This window comes from Pontibacillus yanchengensis (assembly GCF_009856295.1).
Classification (GTDB): Bacteria; Bacillota; Bacilli; order Bacillales; family BH030062; genus Pontibacillus; species Pontibacillus yanchengensis_A.
Genome location: NZ_WMEU01000002.1, coordinates 334,415 through 351,045 on the forward strand (window position 1 = coordinate 334,415; position 16,631 = coordinate 351,045).

General features: G+C 37.9%; 14 protein-coding genes. 12 read left to right on the forward strand and 2 right to left on the reverse strand.

Annotation, left to right across the window (positions count from 1 at the left end; all coding sequences use genetic code 11):
• Nucleotides 1-72: 72 nt before the first annotated feature.
• The 3 genes from GLW08_RS08820 (at nt 73) to GLW08_RS08830 (ending at nt 3,631) form a co-directional block, all read left to right on the forward strand.
• Nucleotides 73-666, forward strand: a complete 594-nt coding sequence (locus GLW08_RS08820; protein WP_160848273.1) for a ComEA family DNA-binding protein — start codon at nt 73-75, stop codon at nt 664-666.
• A 66-nt stretch (nt 667-732) separates the two neighbouring features.
• Entirely contained in the window at nt 733-1,302 is a 570-nt protein-coding gene (locus tag GLW08_RS08825; protein WP_160848274.1) for a ComE operon protein 2, read from the forward strand.
• Between the two features lie 97 nt (nt 1,303-1,399).
• The gene (locus GLW08_RS08830; protein ID WP_160848275.1) at nt 1,400-3,631 is read left to right on the forward strand and encodes a DNA internalization-related competence protein ComEC/Rec2; all 2,232 of its coding nucleotides are present in this window, start codon (nt 1,400-1,402) and stop codon (nt 3,629-3,631) included.
• Nucleotides 3,632-3,892: 261 nt separating this feature from the next.
• On the opposite strand, the gene GLW08_RS08835 is transcribed toward GLW08_RS08830, so the two are convergent.
• Entirely contained in the window at nt 3,893-4,030 is a 138-nt protein-coding gene (locus GLW08_RS08835) for a YqzM family protein (protein ID WP_036818259.1), read from the reverse strand.
• 308 nt (nt 4,031-4,338) lie between these two features.
• Between GLW08_RS08835 and holA the strand changes: the two genes are divergently transcribed.
• Complete coding sequence (holA, locus tag GLW08_RS08840; protein ID WP_160848276.1) at nt 4,339-5,376, forward strand: DNA polymerase III subunit delta; 1,038 nt, start codon at nt 4,339-4,341, stop codon at nt 5,374-5,376.
• 420 nt (nt 5,377-5,796) lie between these two features.
• On the opposite strand, the gene rpsT is transcribed toward holA, so the two are convergent.
• Complete coding sequence (gene rpsT / locus GLW08_RS08845) at nt 5,797-6,063, reverse strand: 30S ribosomal protein S20 (protein WP_160848277.1); 267 nt, start codon at nt 6,061-6,063, stop codon at nt 5,797-5,799.
• Nucleotides 6,064-6,246: 183 nt separating this feature from the next.
• On the opposite strand from rpsT, the gene gpr reads away from it, so the two are divergent.
• The 8 genes from gpr to dnaK all read left to right on the forward strand — a co-directional run bounded on the left by gpr (nt 6,247) and on the right by dnaK (nt 16,496).
• Nucleotides 6,247-7,347, forward strand: coding sequence for a GPR endopeptidase (gene gpr, locus GLW08_RS08850; RefSeq protein WP_160848278.1), 1,101 nt, complete (start codon nt 6,247-6,249; stop codon nt 7,345-7,347).
• A 122-nt stretch (nt 7,348-7,469) separates the two neighbouring features.
• The gene (gene spoIIP / locus GLW08_RS08855) at nt 7,470-8,636 is read left to right on the forward strand and encodes a stage II sporulation protein P (RefSeq protein ID WP_237458375.1); all 1,167 of its coding nucleotides are present in this window, start codon (nt 7,470-7,472) and stop codon (nt 8,634-8,636) included.
• 13 nt (nt 8,637-8,649) lie between these two features.
• Complete coding sequence (locus tag GLW08_RS08860) at nt 8,650-9,000, forward strand: DUF3679 domain-containing protein (RefSeq protein ID WP_160848279.1); 351 nt, start codon at nt 8,650-8,652, stop codon at nt 8,998-9,000.
• A gap of 543 nt (nt 9,001-9,543) precedes the next feature.
• On the forward strand, nt 9,544-11,358 hold the full coding sequence (lepA, locus tag GLW08_RS08865) for a translation elongation factor 4 (protein WP_160848507.1): 1,815 nt from the start codon (nt 9,544-9,546) through the stop codon (nt 11,356-11,358).
• Between the two features lie 121 nt (nt 11,359-11,479).
• Nucleotides 11,480-12,628 carry a radical SAM family heme chaperone HemW gene (gene hemW, locus GLW08_RS08870; protein ID WP_160848280.1) on the forward strand — a complete coding sequence of 383 codons (1,149 nt, stop codon included), beginning with the start codon at nt 11,480-11,482 and terminating at the stop codon, nt 12,626-12,628.
• Between the two features lie 214 nt (nt 12,629-12,842).
• Nucleotides 12,843-13,886 (forward strand): heat-inducible transcriptional repressor HrcA, encoded by a 1,044-nt coding sequence (hrcA, locus tag GLW08_RS08875; protein WP_160848281.1) that lies wholly within the window; start codon nt 12,843-12,845, stop codon nt 13,884-13,886.
• 177 nt (nt 13,887-14,063) lie between these two features.
• Nucleotides 14,064-14,624: a nucleotide exchange factor GrpE gene (grpE, locus tag GLW08_RS08880; RefSeq protein ID WP_160848282.1), complete on the forward strand. Its 561-nt coding sequence runs from the start codon at nt 14,064-14,066 to the stop codon at nt 14,622-14,624.
• Between the two features lie 48 nt (nt 14,625-14,672).
• Entirely contained in the window at nt 14,673-16,496 is a 1,824-nt protein-coding gene (gene dnaK / locus GLW08_RS08885; protein ID WP_160848283.1) for a molecular chaperone DnaK, read from the forward strand.
• Nucleotides 16,497-16,631 lie beyond the last annotated feature (135 nt).

A 16,631-nucleotide genomic window follows, 5' to 3' on the forward strand; every position in this document is an offset into this window, starting at 1 on the left:
CCCTCCTTTACTCCAAAGGTCTTCTACATTTTATGTGCCAATATTAAATATATGAAGAAAGGTTGTTTGATTATGAATCGAATTATAAAAACCTTTGCTGTTATTGCTGCCGTGTTAATTGTTGGCATTATTGTATTAAATCAGCAAAACCAGCCGCAAACGGTTGCCTCTAATAACCCCGTTACTATCTCCTCAACAGAGTCATCTCTTTCCGAAGAAACATCCATTATCAATAATGAAGCTAATGATATTTTGTTTGTAGATGTTAAGGGGGCAGTTGTTCACCCTAATGTTTATCAAATGAAGCAAGGAACTAGAGTGAAGGATGCAATCAAAGAAGCAGGTGGGTTACGAGATGATGCCAATCCACTCTCCGTTAATTTGGCTCAAAAGTTATTAGATGAGATGGTTATTTACGTACAAGAGGAAGGAGCAATTTCCTCAGGTTCACCTATAGGTACAATCGAGACGGATAAAATTTTTGTAAATCAGGCTACATCAGAAGAGTTGCAATTATTACCTGGCATCGGAAAAGCAAAAGCAGAAGCCATTATTGAGTATAGGGAACAGAACGGACCTTTTATGTCCAGTGAGGAGTTGATGGACGTTAAAGGGGTAGGGGAAAAAACTGTGGAAAGCTTTCAGGATAAAATCCAAATTCCTTAACGATATTGACGAGTGGTTAAGCAGAGAGTAAACTGTATAGGAAAATTCAGAAAAGGGTGGTGTACAATGAAACGTATATCCTGGGATCAATATTTCATGGCACAGAGTCATTTACTAGCGCTACGTAGTACGTGTGAACGTTTGGCTGTTGGGGCAACCATTGTACGTGATAAACGAATTATAGCAGGTGGATACAACGGGAGTGTATCTGGAGGAGTACATTGTATCGATGAGGGGTGCTACGTTATTGATGGTCATTGTGTGCGTACCATTCACGCGGAAATGAATGCTTTATTGCAATGTGCAAAATTTGGTGTGGCAACGGAAGGTTCAGAAATTTATGTCACTCATTTTCCATGTTTGCATTGTTGCAAAGCTTTAATACAAGGTGGAATCAAAGCAGTTTATTATGCAACGGACTATAAGAATCATCCATATGCCCTACAGTTGTTTAAAGATGCAGGTGTCAGAACAGAAAAAGTAGAGCTAGAAAATAATATGATTGATCCAAATTCACAGGAAAAATTACAGTACATACAAAATTTAATTGAACGCTTAGAACAACAAAAAGTCCCTGAGGAAGAAATCGAATCCTTAAGAAGAGAAGCGGCCTCTTTATTTCAGGTTAATGAGTGAGGATGAGGAGTTCAACTTTACAAACTTTTCATAAAGTTGAATGGCATGACCACCTGTTAGAATAAAGTTCATTAACATTGGAAGAGGTGGGAGACAAGTGAAAGGGACGTGGCACTATATAGCAGTATGTGCGTTGCTCGGTCTCTATATAGACAATGTAAGACCTGTTATGACTTTCCTGTACATAATAGTCATCGTTTTATTATTATGGCGACTCCGCATGTCCTGGGTGATTATAGGGGGAAGCGTATCTGTTTTTTGCTATTTCGCATTTACTTTTACAATCGTTTCCCCTTCATCATTGGAAATAGAGGATGAACGTATTCAGAAATGGGAAGGGAGAGTGATTTCGGCCCCTATTAACCGCAAGGAGTACCTTCAATTTAATGTTAAAGATTTACAAAAAGAGAAAAAGTGGAGAGTTACAACTTTTTCTACCTCTGCTCAAATTGCGGGGTTAGATGTAGGTTCTATATGTAGGTTTACTGCCATGCAAGCACCTGTTCAACAGGCTAGAAATCCTGGAGCATTTGATTTTGGTGAGTTCCTACAATCTAAAGGGATATCAGGATCACTGCATGCTGATTCCAAATCCATTGCATGCAAAGCTACGAAAGGTATATCAGTCATCCATCAATTCCGCGAATTTATCATTGTTAACATCCAAAAGGCATATTCCCCCTCGACAGCGAGTTGGATAATGACTTTGGTACTCGGTAATGATGAATGGATGGATGAAGATATTGTTGAGTTGTTTCAGCGGTGGAATTTGTCCCACTTGTTGGCGATATCCGGATTGCATGTAGGATTATGTATTACTTTTTTTACTCTCCTTAGCTTTCGAACAGGATTTCTTACAAAAGAGTCTATTCGGTGGTTATTAATTTGTTTATTGCCATTGTATAGTATTATTGCTGGTGGAGCACCTTCCGTTGTGCGAGCAGTATGGATGGCAGAAATAATCCTTTTTATGACGTGGTTACAAAAACGTAGGCCTGTTACAGATATCATTAGTTTTTTGGTGGTCGTTCTTCTTCTAATTGACCCATACCTCGGATTTCAGCTAGGTTTTCAATTTTCCTTTCTTGTTACATTTGCTTTATTACTCTCCAAACAACTTTTTACAACTATATCCCCTCTTCGCACCCTTCTCCATGTAAGTATTATTAGTCAACTTACTCTTATCCCCATTCAAGTTCATCAATTTTATATTTTAAACCCCGTTTCGATTGTGGCTAACGTTTTTCTAGTGCCTATTTTCTCAATAATTTTGTTGCCATTTTGTATCTTCTTAGCTATAGTTAATTGGCTACCTGTAGTGGTTATCTCTGTTTTGGATCAATTGTTTACGATTGTAATCCAATTTTTAATACAATGTCTTCATATAATCGATCAATATCTATACATAGATTGGGTGATTGGGGAAATCTCCCTGTTAAGTGGAGTTGGTTATTATAGTATGTTTTTTATATTTATGTACATGTGGGAGCAACAGAAAAACGTTAAGGCATTTATAGCTAGTACAACTATGGTTTCTGTGTTGATTGTTCATTCGCTCTTTCCTTACTTTTCACCGGTAGGAAGAGTGACCATGTTGGATGTTGGTCAAGGGGACACCATTATTATTGAATGGCCTTACCGAAAGCATGTTCTTATGATTGATGCCGCTGGAAAAACATTTAATGATAATGGTGAAATATTCACGTATGCTATCAAACCTTATCTTCATTCAAGAGGTATTGGAAATGTGAACACACTCATCCTAACGCATAAGGATAGAGATCATATGGGGAGTGCCGAACTAGTTCTAGATCATTTTCATGTGGAAACACTTTTACTTAACCCTTTTTATCAGTTGGATTCTACGCCTGAAGATATTGATGTAAAAAATCTCCAAACAGGAGATACAGTGACGATTGAAAATATAACGTTTGTTGTGTTGCATCCAAAGCGTGAAGCAAAAGAGAAAAATGAGAACTCCTTAGTACTTTCGACTTCAATAGGTGGTAAAAGCTGGTTACTAACAGGTGATATTGGGAAAGAAACGGAACTTGAGATCGTGCAACAGTTCCCGGGATTAACAACCGATGTTCTAAAGGTATCTCATCATGGCAGTCGGTTCTCAACATCCGATTCCTTTGTAAAGGAAGTTAATCCAAGTGTTGCGTGGATATCTGTTGGTGAAAAAAATACGTATGGCCATCCTGCAAAAGAGGTCATTGATTTGTTAGCAGGTGAGGGGATTTATGCGATGAGAACAGATTTGCATGGGGCTGTCTATTATGAATTTAAAGAAAAGACAGGTACGTTTTTTCAATATCTCCCATAAGATAGCAATGTAAATAAAAGATTTGATTCATATAAATTCCAGGAACGGTAATACTTATATAGCCTCTCAGTTACTTCAGCTATACATCTTTACTTAATAGAACAAAGAATTGCTTTGTTAACAGTGTATGGGCTAGACCTGGTGGCCTGTATACTCACAAGCAAACATTTTTTAACTTTCTTTACTTAAAAAAAGAGACTGTAACAACAGTCTCTTTCATGTTAGGTATTGGTTCTAAGTAATAGGTATTTCATCCATCTTTTATAAGATTTCAATTAAGCGAACGCCTACTCCAATTGCAAAGATGACGAAAAAGAAAATAAAAGAAAATAGAAATCCTTTAGCAGAATCAACTACATCGTTTGTCGGTGATTGCACTTCTTTTTTAAATTCGTTCACGTTTACCCCTCCTATACCATTTCCTAGTATAAGCGATTATACCAGAAAAATCTATATTTCGTACAGAAAATACGTACCAATTGCCTTCCTTTGTTGACAAGAGTTAACATCCATAGTTTTTGTAAATTAGGCTAGGCTATGAGTATCGACAAAATATCGTTTGGAAAGTAGTATCCTGGGGCTACTCTCTAAACGTTTATATAGATCATGGGGGGGATGGGATCTCCATTTCCCCTTCTCATAATCAACTCTTGAAAGCCTTCCGAATTCCATATACCATTACGTTATAGTGAAATGGAGGAAGGAACATGGTCTACTTCGAAGCCTTAAAACAAATAAAACAAAAACAATTTGATTCCGTGTATTTACTTTATGGTACAGAAAGTTATCTTGTTCAAGATATTCAGCAAGCCATTGTCCAGTATGGGTTAACTGAAGAAGAGCAAGAAGTCAATTTATCCATATATGACTTAGAAGAGTTTCCAATTCAGGAAGTGGTTATGGATGCAGAAACATTTCCCTTTTTTGGAGAACGAAAAATTCTTATTTGTAAAAATGCGAGCCTATTCAAGGCCAAGCCAGATAAAGCACAAGTTGAACATGATATGAGCGTTTTACAACAATATTTAACTGAACCAGTTGATTATTCAATCTTAGTATTCATTGCCCCGTACGAGAAGGTTGATGAGCGAAAAAAAGTCATAAAGCAAATCAAACAACAAGGAAAGGTTATTCCTTGCCAATCTTTAAAAGAACATGAAATGAGCGATTGGATTCAGTCTATAGCAAGAGAATTACATATAAACATAGAATCTGCAGCGATTGATGTTTTTATTCAAGAAAATGGGACCAACCTTATGGCTATTCGTAATGAACTGCAAAAGATGTCATCATATGTTGGGGACGAGGGAACGATTACAAAAGATATTGCTGAAATGCTTGCCGCTCATAATCCGCAAGCATCAGCACTCAAGCTTGTGGATGCAGTAATGAACCAAAATGTTGAACAGGCCATTTTGCTCTATAAGGATTTAGAGAAACAAAATGAGGAACCTATTGCCTTATTAGCGTTGCTTGCTTCTCAATTTAGATTAATTTATCAATCTAAGCTTCTAAAGCAAAAAGGGTACAGTCAAAACCAAATGGCTCAACAAATAAAGGCTCATCCCTTTGCAATTAAAATGGCATTAAAGAGGGAAAGAGGGTTTTCTGAGGGACAACTAGCACAAATAACTCAACTGCTTACGGAAGCGGATGCCTCGATGAAACAAGGGAAAATGGAAAAAAACCTTTCATTTGAGTTGTTATTATATGAACTTATTCACGTAAAGAAGAATAAAAAGTAAATAAATATATGAAAAGTTCAGGGCGACTGCTATACATGCTAATGATGGAGGTTCGATTAAATCCGCTCCCTCACGTAGCAATATGAACTCACCCATGTCGTGTAGCCGAAGGAAATACAAATACCCAAAGTTAAAACCTTATTTATTGCAACTGAAAAAGGCATTTACTTCATACAGGCTTAGTAACATTCTCCTTATACAGTGCTTATCCAGACTCGATGTTGACTTATCGTATGGAAGCGAGCGAAGCATATTAGTTGCTGGGCGATGGAGCTAGACCTGTATGGACAAAAGTTTATACTTTTTTTACTAACAAAAAACCTCGGCTAGTGGACCTAACAGGACCATTAGCCGAGGTTTTTAGTAAATAAAACGACCCTTTAAAAGGATCGTTTGTTGGTCATAGTAAATGCAATTGTCTTACGCAGAAAGATTTTTAACTTTCTTATGAAGACGAGATTTGTGGCGATTACCATTGTTTCTATGAATAAGGCCTTTGCTTACAGCTTTATCAATTTTACGAACAGCTGTTTTAAGAGCATCTTGTGCTTCTTCTTTTTTATCTTCGCTAATAAGACCTTCAACTTTTCTTACTGCAGAACGCATTTCTGTTTTGAAAGAATGGTTCTTAGAACGTTGGAAACTTTGAGTAACAACACGTTTTTTCGCTTGTTTAATATTTGGCATATATCTTTCACCTCCCTGGAGAATTAAGCCTGCTTTATCTAATAAGCAACTTCTCGAACAAGAGACATTTTACCAAAGCAGAAGATAGTTTTCAATAGAGATATGCATGTAAAGATAAATCTCTTGAAATGTATGAACACCTTCTATCCTGTTTATGCTAATACCAAAACGGAGGTGTCCTTAATGAATGTTGACTTAGAGCGATACCAGATAAGAACTGATTTAGCTGTAGAAGCAAAAGAATTAGTGGACGAAAAAGAAAATCAAAATACAGATTCAAAACAAGGTGTCACTGTAAGAGAAAGTCAAGACGGAGATATTAAAGTAACTTATGTAGATATTGATGAAGACGGTGCAGAGAAAACCGGTAAGAAGCCGGGTTCCTATATTACAATTGAATCTCAGGGAATACGTAATCATGATTCTGAGTTACAACATCATACTTCTTCTATCTTTGCTCGAGAGTTAGAGGGTCTTATTAGTAAATCTAACCTTCCAGACGATGCGAGTTGCTTGGTGGTAGGGCTTGGAAATCACAATGTTACTCCTGATGCATTAGGGCCAATGGTCATGCAAAAGCTTTTAGTAACCAAACACTTATTTGAATTACAACCTGAACGAGTTGACGAAGGGTTTCGCCCAGTATCATCTCTTACTCCAGGAGTAATGGGGGTGACGGGAATAGAAACAAGCGATATCATTTTTGGTGTGATTAACAAGATTAAACCGGATTTTGTTATCGCTGTCGACGCATTAGCCTCTCGTTCTATTAATCGAGTGAATGCGACGATTCAAATCTCTGACACGGGGATACATCCTGGTTCTGGAGTAGGTAATAAGCGGAAAGAACTTAGTGTGGATACATTAGGAATCCCAGTTATTGCTGTAGGAGTTCCTACTGTCGTGGATGCAGTTACCATAACAAGTGATACGATCGATTATATGCTGAAACATTTCGGGAGAGAATGGAATGAAAAAGGGGATCCATCTAAAGCGTTAACCCCAGCCGGGATGGACTTTGGTGAGAAAAAACAACTTACAGAAGAGGACTTACCAAACGAAGAGCAACGAGAGGCAGTGCTCGGAATGATTGGTGGTTTGTCTGAACAGGAAAAACGTTCATTGATTCAGGAGGTATTAAATCCATTAGGACATAATCTTATGGTAACCCCTAAAGAGGTAGATGGGTTTATGAAAGACATGGCTCATGTGATTGCTACTGGAATGAATGCTGCGTTGCATGAATCAGTAGACCCTACTAATGATGGCACATTTACGAGGTAGGTGGTTGTATTCGTTTTAAGGTGCAACAAGGGAATCTGTTTTTGTAAATGAAAGGTTCTACTTTCTCTTTTTTCTACATAATGTTTACTAGAGTTGCTAGAAAAAGGAGAAAGGGTGGAACCATGAATTCAAAAGGAGTCTCCCTCATTCGTGAAGAGATGAAAAAATGGTATAAACGCAGTAGTTTTTATATGATTGCCATCATAGCGTTATTTTTGTTTGCTGGTATTTTAACATCAATCCAGCCAGCTTATAGATTATCCTCTTCGACTCTTCATCAGTGGACAAGTCAAATATCCGGTTCTTCCTTCTTACACTTAATGGGGATGGAAAATCGCATATTTAAGACAGCTTATCCGGAAGACCAGGAGGATATTAAAGTCTCTGAAGTTGTATTTCAAATGGCAACTAGTATAAAACCGAATGACCCAAGAACATTACTGGGGCGTGAAATCCCTGGATTCTCCTCATATGATGGAGAAATCATTGTTGCAGGTAAAGGCACCGATTATACTAATATGCCAATCGAATCGTCTCCACCAATGGAAGTATTTGAGACAGAGAAAGAAGCTGTTATAAAAGAAGAACCATCAACAGAAGAAAAGTCACCAGATAAGAATCCTTTCCAGACCACCGGTGAAAGGGATGTCGTTTTTATTTATCATACACATAACAGGGAATCTTTCTTACCTTTACTACCAGCTGGAACCGTAGCTGATGAAGCATTTCATTCAAAAGCAAATATTACGATGGTAGGAGAGAGATTAGCTAAAGGATTAGAAGAAAACGGAATAGGGACAAATGTTGATAAGACAGATATTACGAAAAAACTTAAAGAGAAGAACATGGAGTATTATCAGTCCTATGGTGCTTCACGTCCAATCGTCCAAGAAGCTATTAAACAGGATGGGAACTTACAATTCTTCTTTGACTTGCACCGGGATTCCTTAGGAAAAGACATAACTACTATTAAACTGGATGGAATAAACTATGCCAAGATATTTTTTGTGGTTGGGGGAGAGTACGCTCGTTACAAACAAAATCTTAAACTTGCTAATGACTTGCACATGGCTATTGAGAAAAAGTATCCAGGGTTAAGTCGGGGAGTACTTATTAAAAAAGGGGATGGAACAAACGGGAAGTTCAATCAAGATTTGTCCCAAAATGCTGTCCTTATAGAATTCGGTGGGGTAGAAAACAATCTTGACGAATTATATAGAAGCGCTGATGTTGTTGCAGATGTCTTTAGTGATTTTTATTGGAAGGCTGAAAAAGTGAACGGAAATTAAGGAGTTGAGGAGAATGGTACGCTTCACAATGACGTTTCTTATCATGGTCATCCTGTTCATGAGCGGAGTATTGTTAGGGATGAATCAAGCAAGTCTTGGGATGATCCAAATGAGAGGTTTTTCCGATACGAATTTTCATGAAGTAATTAAGACCCAACAACCTACTTCAAGCAATTATGAAGTGGAAGTTTTAGGAAAGGAATTCCAACAAGTACCTGTCGAGGAAAAACAACAGGTTTATGCTGATATGCAAACCACTCATGGTGTACAGAAATTAGCTTTCATGTTGGAAAAAGGTGTGAAATGGGTGTATAACACCATGATCTTTGTAGTGTACCAGCTTGTACAAGTCTTTTTTGCATAATAGGAGCGTTTGCCTGGTGGGCAAGCGCTTTTCGTGTTGTCTAGGAAATTATAAAATTCAATGCTTGTGTATAACTAAAAAAGTGAAGTAGCCACGTCCAGCTCCAGCGCCCAGCGACTAGTATGCTTCCCTCGCCTCCATAAGATAAGTTAACATCGAATCACTTCGTTCTTCGTGTTGCATTTATCTCCTACAGCTCAGTCCAGCATATACGTCGCTAGACGGGCGCTTGCGCTTTTGTTCTTGTATAGACAAACCTCGCTAAACGTGCGCCCGAGCTTTTCTTGATTGTCTAGCGTACTATAAAATGTTGTCTTGTGTATAACTTTATTAGTATAGATGCAACGTCCACCTCCCAATGAATTAGTACACTTCCTGTGAAGTAAGCACTGGTTCGTTACTGCTCTTCGTGTATACGTCGCTAAACGGACACCTTGACCTTTGTTCTTTCAGTTTTCGTTGAAGTATTGGCTTCACATTGCTATAATCAATGCTAGTGATTGTTGCGGAACCAAAGTAGGAGTGATAAATGTGAGTAACGACATGATTAAACAAGAAAATGTGCGTAATTTTTCGATTATAGCTCATATAGACCACGGTAAATCAACATTAGCAGACCGTATTTTAGAGAAAACAAAGGCTTTAACGGATCGCGAAATGAAGGAACAATTTCTAGATGCGATGGATTTAGAGCGTGAACGTGGAATTACCATTAAATTAAATGCTGTACAGCTTCGATATGAATCTCAACATACGGGGGAAGATTACCTCTTTCACCTTATTGACACACCAGGACACGTCGATTTTACGTATGAAGTCTCACGAAGTTTAGCTGCTTGTGATGGCGTTATTTTAGTGGTAGATGCTGCTCAAGGTATTGAAGCACAAACATTAGCAAATCTATACTTAGCACTTGATAATGACCTAGAGATTATTCCAGTTATTAATAAAGTCGATTTACCAGCAGCAGACCCTGAAGGTGTCTCAAAAGAAATTGAGGACCTGTTAGGCGTAACAAGTGAGGAAGTATTATGGGCTTCTGCAAAAGCTGGAAAGGGCATTGATGAAATTCTTGAAGCCATTGTACACCGAGTACCTGCTCCTGAAGGAAATCCAGATGACCCATTAAAAGCATTGATTTTTGATTCCTTGTATGACCCATATCGTGGGGTTATTGCCTCTATAAGTGTCAAAGAAGGAACAGTTAAGGTTGGTCAGCGCATTCGAATGATGCAAACAGGTAAAGAATTTGAAGTCAATGAAATTGGGGTATTCAATCCTAAACCTACCGCCAAAGACCAACTAACTGTAGGCGATGTTGGCTTTTTAACCGCATCTATTAAGAATGTTAGTGATTCCCGAGTAGGTGATACGATTACTGATGCTAATAAACCAGCAGCAGAACCACTCCCGGGTTATAAGAAATTGAATCCTATGGTGTTCTGTGGGTTATTCCCTGTAGATGCTAGTAATTATAATGACTTACGTGAGGCATTAGAGCGTCTTGAATTAAATGATTCTTCCTTACAATACGAAGCAGAGACATCTCAAGCTCTTGGGTTTGGTTTCCGTTGTGGCTTCTTAGGTCTCTTGCACATGGAGATTATCCAAGAACGTATTGAACGTGAGTTTGGTATCCAAATGATTACAACAGCACCAAGCGTTATTTATGAAGTGGAATCTGTAGATGGAGAAGAGTTTACCATTGATAATCCATCTTTAATGCCAGATCCTCAATCCATAAGAGAAGTGCGTGAACCATTTGTTAACGCCACTATTATGGTTCCGAACGAATATGTGGGAGCTGTTATGGAAATTTGCCAGAAAAAACGTGGCGCATTCCAAGATATGGAGTATTTAGATGATAACCGAGTGAATATAACGTATGAGATTCCATTGTCTGAAATCGTCTATGATTTCTTTGATCAATTGAAATCTCAAACAAAAGGGTATGCCTCCTTTGACTATGAGCTTGAAGGGTATAAGGCCTCTAACCTAGTGAAAATGGATATCTGGTTGAACGGTGATACAATTGATGCGCTTTCTTTCATTGTCCACAGAGACTTTGCCTTTGAACGTGGTAAAGCTATTACACATAAACTAAAAGATTTAATTCCAAGACAACAATTTGAGGTACCTGTTCAAGCTGCCATTGGAAATAAGATTGTTGCTCGTTCTACCATTAAGGCAATGCGCAAAAACGTGTTAGCAAAATGTTATGGCGGGGATATATCTCGTAAGCGTAAACTTCTAGAGAAGCAAAAAGAAGGTAAAAAGCGAATGAAAATGGTAGGATCTGTAGAGGTGCCACAAGAAGCCTTTATGGCCGTTCTTGAAATGGATACAGACAACGATTGATGTAAAAAACCGCAGGAGGAATTTCTTGCGGTTTTTGTAACGTTTGAGGTTGTTTATTCACGCAAAGACGCTTGCTTGAAATTGAAGCGCTTTTACACTTTGATAAAGGAACGTGACTAGCATGATATCTTCTGTATATATTCATATACCATTCTGCCAACAAATCTGTCATTATTGTGATTTTACAAAGTTTTTCTATAATAAAGAATTAGCTGATCAATATCTAGATGCATTGGATCGAGAAATAGAAGAAGAAGTTGGTAAGAAGCAAATGTATATGCGAACAATTTTTGTTGGAGGTGGAACTCCTACAGCACTCAACTATACTCAACTAGAGCAACTTCTTAAGACCATTTCCGAGTCTTTTGATGTAGAAAGTTGTGAAGAGTACACCTTTGAAGCCAATCCAGGAGAGTTTGATGAGAAGAAACTCGCTCTTTTAAAGGACTATGGCGTGAATCGAATCTCGTTTGGTGTGCAAGTATTTGATGATCAAATGCTTGAAAAGCTCGGACGTAATCATCGAGTGAAGGATGTATATGATAATCTACGTCATTTTGAAAAGCTCGACTTTGAAAATGTATCAGTGGATTTAATTTATGGTTTACCTGGCCAAACGGTTGAACATTTTCAACAAACAGTGAATGAAGCGATTCGTTTAGATCTTCCTCATTATTCTTCTTATTCTTTGCAAATAGAGCCTAAAACAGTGTTTTACCAACGGCATAAGAAAGGTAAACTTCATAAGCCGATGGAAGAAGACGAAGCTCAAATGTATGAATTGCTTGTGAGAGATATGGAACAAAGTGGTGTACAGCAGTATGAAATCAGTAATTTTGCCAAACCAGGTTTTGAAAGTAAGCATAATTTAACTTATTGGAATAACGATTATTATTATGGTTTCGGTTCAGGAGCTCATGGGTATTTACCTGGGAAACGAACAGTAAATATCCGGCCACTGCCTCAATATATTAAGAAGGCAATGGAAGATGGCAAACCTACTCTTCATGAAGAGCCAATTCATGAGAAGGAAAGAATAGAAGAGCAAATGTTTCTAGGTCTACGAAAAGCTGAGGGAGTTTCCAAGAGCGTTTTTAAAAATCGTTTTGGTAAATCGTTATCTTCTTTATATCAAGAGGAATTAGATTATTTAAAACGGAAAGAATGGATAGAAGAAAAAGGTGATTTCATTCGAATCACTCCCCAGGGCAGGCTATTTGGGAACAATGTATTTCAAGAGTTTCTGTTAGAGGATGAAAAACTACAATAATCTTCAAATCAATAGGAAGTAGTAGTATCTAGAAAAGAGCTTGATTGAACACTGATGGCTATTCTGATGTAGATAGAAATACAAAGGAATTCCATAATAATCCGAATTTCTTTGTATTTCTGAAATAAATATCGTTGACAATGGATAAGGCATTTGATAACTTAATATTAGATTTAGCACTCAGTAACGTCGAGTGCTAACAGAGGTGATCATCATGTTGACTGAAAGACAATTACTTATATTGCAAGTGATTATTGATGATTTCATCGACTCAGCGCAGCCTGTGGGCTCTCGTGCCATTTCCAAGAAGGAAAAAGTCTCTTTTAGTTCTGCTACTATCCGAAACGAGATGGCTGATTTGGAAGAAATGGGTTTTCTAGAGAAAACACACTCTTCCTCAGGACGTGTGCCTTCAGAAAAAGGGTATCGATTTTATGTTGATCATTTAATGTCACCCTTTCATTTGCCAAGGTCAGATATTTCTTTTGTTCAGGAAGCATTCACCAATCAGTTGGTTGAGTTTGAAAGGGTAGTCCAGCAATCAGCTCGTGTTTTGTCAGATTTAACAAACTATACTTCCATCATTTTAGGTCCTGAAGTGTACGAAACAAGATTGAAGCAACTCCAGATTATACCATTATCTAATTATTCTGCTGTTGCGATTCTTGTTACGAATACAGGGCATGTTGAACATCGGTCGTTTACGATCCCAGTAGAAATACAATCTAGTGATTTGGAAAAGATGGTCAACATTTTAAACAAGAAGTTGTATGGTGTACCGATTATTCATTTACATCGCAAGTTAAACTCTGAAATATCAGAGTTGTTGCGTCAGCACACGGATGAATTTGATAAAGCATATAAGTATTTGCAGGCAGCTCTTTTTGAAGAACAGCCAGTTAAACTGTATGTTGGTGGCAAAACCAACATTCTTATGCAGCCTGAATTTAAGGATATTGAGAAAGTTCGTTCTTTATATTCTATGATTGAAGAAGAAGCAGAAATTGCTCATCTTCTTAGACACGAATCTGATGAAATCAAAGTCACAATTGGTCAAGAGAATGAAGTCAAAGCAATGAAAGATTGTAGTCTCATTACTGCGTCTTATTCATTAGGCGATGAGCAAATGGGAACCATTGCTTTATTAGGTCCAACAAGGATGGAATATTCAAAAGTTATTTCCCTTTTAAATCTTTTGTCTAATCGAATGTCACAAACGTTTCATTCTTGGTATCAAAATGGTGGAAATGGGGAATGAATGAAAAAGTTGAAGAAACATCGTGCAACCTTATAAACGCAGTATCAAATTAATAGCGTCTATTAGGTTTGCTAATTAATATTGTTTCTTCAAGTTTTTATGGTTTAGTTTATAACCATTTTCTGATATATTCGTAAATGGTGCGTAACAACCCGTTTACTAGAGGAGGTGACAAACATGGACGAGAATAAACAGAAATCCGAAGAAATGGAAGATCAAGAAAACGTTGAACAAGAAGAAGTAATTGATCATCCAGAACAAGAAGTGGTTGAGGATACCAATCCAGCTAGTAACGAAGTAGAACAGTTAAGGCAAGAAAAAGACGAAACGTACCAACGTTTGTTACGCTTGCAAGCTGATTACGATAATTTCCGTCGACGTTCTCAAAAAGAACGTGAAGACGATCTAAAATATAAATCTCAGGATTTAGTGGAAGAGCTATTGCCAATTGTTGATAACTTTGAACGTGCTCTACAAACAGAGGTTCAAGATGATTCTGCGAAAAGCTTTGTAGAAGGTATTAACATGGTGTATCGTCAGCTTAAAGATGCATTGAATAAGCAAGGTGTGGAAGAAATTCCTGCTGTAGGAGAAGAATTTGATCCAAATATGCATCAAGCTGTTATGCAAGTTAATGATGAAAATTATGAATCAAATGTAGTGGTTGAAGAGCTGCAAAAAGGGTATAAGCTTAAAGATCGTGTGATTCGACCTTCAATGGTGAAGGTAAATCAATAAACAAGTCAACACACTACATACGCAATAAGTAAAGGAGGAAATTTAGTCATGAGTAAAATTATTGGTATTGACTTAGGAACAACAAACTCTTGTGTCGCTGTCATGGAAGGTGGCGAATCAAAAGTAATTCCAAACCCAGAAGGTAACCGTACTACTCCTTCAGTAGTGGCGTTTAAAAATGGTGAACGTCAAGTAGGTGAGGTTGCGAAGCGTCAGGCTATCACAAACCCTAATACAATCCAATCCATTAAACGTCATATGGGTACAGACTATAAAGTAGAAATTGAAGGAAAAGAATATACACCACAAGAAATCTCTGCTATGATTCTTCAACACATCAAATCTTACGCAGAAGATTATCTAGGCGAAACTGTTGAAAAAGCAGTAATCACAGTACCTGCATACTTTAACGATGCTGAGCGTCAGGCTACAAAAGATGCTGGTAAAATTGCTGGTTTAGAAGTAGAACGTATCATTAACGAACCTACAGCTGCAGCACTTGCTTACGGCATTGATAAAGAAGAAGAAGACCAAACAATCCTAGTGTATGACCTAGGTGGAGGTACCTTCGACGTATCTATCCTAGACATTGGCGAGGGCACATTTGAAGTTGTATCTACTGCTGGTGACAACAAACTAGGCGGAGACGACTTCGACCAAGTAATCATCGATCACATGGTTTCTGAATTCAGAAAAGAAAATGGCATTGACCTTTCTCAGGATAAAATGGCACTTCAACGTTTAAAAGATGCTGCTGAGAAAGCGAAAAAGGATCTATCTGGTGTAGCTCAAACTCAAATCTCACTACCATTTATCACAGCTGGTGAAGCTGGTCCTCTACACCTAGAAATGAACCTAACTCGTGCTAAATTCGAAGAACTATCTTCTAACTTAGTAGAGCGTACGATGGAGCCAACACGTCGTGCACTTAAAGATGCAGACATGTCATCTAAAGACATCAACAAAGTACTACTTGTAGGTGGTTCTACACGTATTCCTGCAGTACAAGAAGCTATCAAGAAAGAAGTTGGAAAAGATCCTTCTAAAGGCGTAAACCCTGACGAAGTAGTAGCACTAGGTGCAGCTATCCAAGGTGGCGTACTTCAAGGTGATGTAAAAGACGTTGTACTATTAGACGTAACACCATTATCCCTTGGTATTGAAACAATGGGTGGAGTAACTACTAAGCTTATTGACCGAAACACGACAATTCCTACAAGTCATTCTCAAACGTTCTCTACAGCTGCAGATAACCAAACAGCAGTTGATATCCACGTACTACAAGGTGAACGTGAAATGGCTCAGGATAACAAAACGCTTGGTCGTTTCCAGCTAACAGATATTCCACCAGCACCACGTGGCGTACCACAAATCGAAGTTTCTTTCGACATTGACGCTAACGGTATCGTTAACGTACGTGCTAAAGACCTTGGTACAAACAAAGAACAATCTATTACCATCAAATCCTCTTCTGGTCTTTCTGATGATGAAGTAGAACGCATGGTAAATGAAGCGGAAGAAAACGCTGAAGAAGACAAGAAGAAACGTGAAGAAATTGAACTTCGCAATGAAGCAGATCAACTAATCTTCACAACTGATAAAACAATCAGTGATCTTGGAGAAAGCGTATCTGAAGAAGAAAAACAAAAAGCTGAAGAAGCTAAGCAAGAGCTTCAAACAGCGCTTGAAGGCGAAGACATGGAGCAAATCCGTGAGAAGAAAGATGCTCTTCAAGAACAAGTACAACAACTTTCTGTTAAAATGTATGAGCAAGCACAACAACAAGCTGAAGCACAACAAGGTCAAGAAGGTGCTGAAGACGTAGAAGACGCCGATTACGAAGAAGTAAACGACGACGAAAAGAAACAGTAAGTTGAACTACAGGTAGAAAAAGTCAAAGTCAGGATTTTCTTGACTTTGACTTTTTTACTGAATAACGTAAAATGTTAGTGACCTTTGAAATAGGACAGACAATCATGTTAATATAAACTTTATGCAGTAAGAGTC